The sequence below is a fragment of the Phenylobacterium sp. genome (assembly GCF_036723115.1).
Classification (GTDB): Bacteria; Pseudomonadota; Alphaproteobacteria; order Caulobacterales; family Caulobacteraceae; genus Phenylobacterium.
The window spans coordinates 1-3,039 of record NZ_DAIMHV010000215.1 but is presented as its reverse complement, the minus strand read 5'-3'; the positions used below and the strand labels follow the sequence as shown (position 1 = coordinate 3,039).

General features: G+C 69.2%; 3 protein-coding genes. 1 reads left to right on the top strand and 2 read right to left on the bottom strand.

Translation table 11 applies throughout. The annotated features are described in order from the left end of the window. Positions 1 to 4 precede the first annotated feature (4 nt). Entirely contained in the window at positions 5 to 1,726 is a 1,722-nt protein-coding gene (locus V7D28_RS14610; protein WP_333588114.1) for a cation:proton antiporter, read from the bottom strand. After that, on the bottom strand, positions 1,723 to 1,935 hold the full coding sequence (locus tag V7D28_RS14605) for a helix-turn-helix domain-containing protein (RefSeq protein ID WP_333588113.1): 213 nt from the start codon (positions 1,933 to 1,935) through the stop codon (positions 1,723 to 1,725). Before V7D28_RS14605 ends, V7D28_RS14610 begins: the two co-directional genes overlap by 4 nt. A gap of 127 nt (positions 1,936 to 2,062) precedes the next feature. Here V7D28_RS14605 and V7D28_RS14600 point away from each other — a divergent pair, with 127 nt between their 5' ends. Then, entirely contained in the window at positions 2,063 to 2,929 is an 867-nt protein-coding gene (locus V7D28_RS14600; protein ID WP_333588112.1) for a universal stress protein, read from the top strand. Positions 2,930 to 3,039: the final 110 nt, after the last annotated feature.

Sequence of the window (3,039 nt, the reverse complement as noted above, 5' to 3'; positions counted from 1 at the left end):
GTCCTCAAGGGGCGAGGCGGCCCTCCGTGGCGATTTCGGGGATGGGGGTGCGGGCCTCGGGCGGCGCGCCGCACAGGATCTCCACCGCGCGGTCGGCGGCGTCCTGGAAGGGCTCCAGCACCAGATCGGCGCCGGCCCGCAGCAGGGCGTGGGTGTCGGCGGAACTGTGCGAGGTCAGGGCCACGCGGCCGGTGAAGCCCGCGCCGCGGGCCAACTGCATCAAGGTTCTGCGGGCGTCCTCGTGGGTGACTCCGGTGGGGTGGACCGGCACGGTGGAGACCACCCACTGCGCCTGGGCCAGGGGCAGTTCGATGATGAACTCCGGGTCGGTGGCGTCCCCGAACTCCGCCTCCAGCCCAAGCTCACGCCAGCGCCGCACCGCCTGGGGATTGAAATCGACGCCGAGCACCCGGACGCCGCGCCGCGCCAGCCGTAGCCCGACCGCCGCGCCGAACCGGCCCAGGCCGAAGATGATGACCTGGGGGGACTGATCCTTGGGATGGGCCGCCGGCTCGTGCGGCTCACGGGGGGTTCCCTTGCGCTCGAAGACCGTCAGCAGAGGCTCGAACAGCCGGTAGAGCGGGTGGGAGTAGGTGATCATGTAGGTGGAGGCCGCGATGGTCACGAGGCCGACCAGGGTCACCAGGCCCAGGGCGTCCTGCCCCACATGGCCGAGACTGACCCCCATGGCGATGAAGATCAGCGAGAACTCGCTGATCTGGGCCACGGTGAGCCCGGCCAGGAAGCCGGTGCGCTTGCGGTAGCCCATGGCCCCCATGATCGCCAGGACGATCAGCGGATTGCCCACCAGCACGAAGAGCGAGAAGATCGCCGCTCCGGCCAGGTGCGCCCCCAGCAGCGACAGGTCGAGCACCGCCCCGAGCGCGATGAAAAAGAACAGCAGCAGGAAGTCCCGCAGGGGCGCCAGCCGGGCGGCGATCGTCTCCCGATAGGGGGTGGAGGCGAGCGCCACCCCGGCCAGAAGGCCGCCCACCTCCTTGCCCAGGCCCGCGGCGTCGCCGACGGCCGCGAACAGGGCGGCCAGGGCGATGGCGAAGATGACCAGAAGCTCGGGCGCGCGGGCCAGACGCTCGGTGAGCGGGTCGGCCAGGTAGCGGACGAAGATCACCACCACCGCCACCAGGGCCAGGCCCCAACCCAGGACGGTGAGCGCTGAGCCGCCCCCATGGCCGCCGCCGGCCGCGCCGATGCCGATGGCCGAAAGCACGATCATGGACAGGACGACGACGAGGTCCTGAACGATCAGGAAGCCCAGGGCGATCTGCCCGTGCAGGGAGTCGATCTCCCGTTTGTCCGACAGGAGCTTCACCACGATGATGGTGGAGGAGAAGGTCAGGGCGACCGCCACATAGAGGCTGGTCACATGGCCAAGCCCCAGGGCGAGTCCGATCAGGTAGCCGAAGATCGAGGTGAAGCCGACCTGGCCCAGGCCCGTCGTGATGGAGACCCAGCCCAGAGACCGGATCAGCTTCACATCCAGCTTGATGCCCACCAGGAAGAGCAGAAGGGCGATGCCCAGCTGCGAGAGCAGCTCGATCTGGTCGCCCGAGGCCACCACGTCCAGGACCGATGGGCCGGCCAGCAGGCCCACGGCGATGAAGCTGACGATGAGGGGTTGCCGCAGCCACAGGCCGACCATTCCCACCGCCGAGGCCATCACCAGAAGCAGGGCGATCTCGGCGAAGGATGAAGCGAGTGGAATCACTGGCCGGCCTCGCGCGTTCCGCTGTCGGGCCGGGGCATGGTTTCGTGCCGGTTCAGAAAGGCGGCGAGATCGATGTCGGCGATCCGCCAGCCCTTGCCCACATCCACCGCGCGCAGGGCCTGGTCGCGTATCCAGTGGCGCACGGTGGCCTCGCTCACCTTGAGGCGTTCGGCCACTTCCTTGACCGTCTGATACTGTTCGTGCGGCATCCTTGGGCTCGCTGCAGGTGTTTCAGCGAAGAATAGCGACCAATCGCGTCGGTTGATTGAGGCAGATCAAACCCGCCATCCGGGCGCCGTGGCCTTCTCTCACCGAAGCCCGCCACAAGGAGCCGTCATGCAACACATCCTGGTCGCCACGGACTTCTCGGAACGCTCCGACCGGGCGCTGCGCCGCGCCACCCTCTTGGCCAAGAGCGCCGGCGCCAGGCTCACCCTGCTCAGCGTGGTGGACGACGACCGGCCTCGCCATGTGGTCGACACGGAGCGACGGGAGGCTGAGTCCCTGATTCGGCGCATGGCGCGCACGGTGACCGAGGCGGACGGAGTGGCCTGCGAAGGGCGGGTGAGCGAGGCCGACGCCTTTGTGGGCATCGCCGCTGCGGCGGCCGACCTGGCGCCGGACCTGCTGGTCATCGGGCCGCACAGGCGGCAGGTGCTGAAGGACGTCTTTGTCGGCTCCACCGCAGAGCGGACCATCCGAACGGTTCGCTGCCCTGTGCTGATGGCCAATGCGCCGCCCGCGGGGGACTATCGGCACATCCTGATGACCACGGACCTCAGTGAGGTCTCCCTGGGCGCCCTGCGGCGCTTCATGGGGCTGGGGCTCGCCGAGGCCGCCCCCCGGCGCTCGGTGCTGAACGTCTATGACGCGTTGGCGCTCAACCTGACCATGGCCCACACCATGACCGAGGAGCAGAGGGCCTTCCACCTGATGGACGAAGGGGCGAGCGCCGCGCGCAGCCTGGCCGGCTTCATGGAGTCCCTGGGCGGTCCCTGGGCCGAGCAGGTGATCCGCCATGAGAAGACCACGGCGGCGGTGGAGATTCTGGACGCCGCCCACGACTTGGCCGCGGACCTGATCGTTCTGGCCGCACGCAGCAAGTCCGGCGTCGAGCGCCTGCTGCTGGGCAGCGTCGCCGAGAACGTCCTGCGCGCCGCAGGCGTGGACGTTCTGGTGCTGCCGACGCTCGCGTCGGACTGAGATCTGATTGTCGAGGGAATTGGCGTCTCCCCAGGCCGCGGGGCCTGGGGAGACATGGTGCCGCCGGGCAGGATTGAACTGCCGACCTCAGCCTTACCAAGGATGCGCTC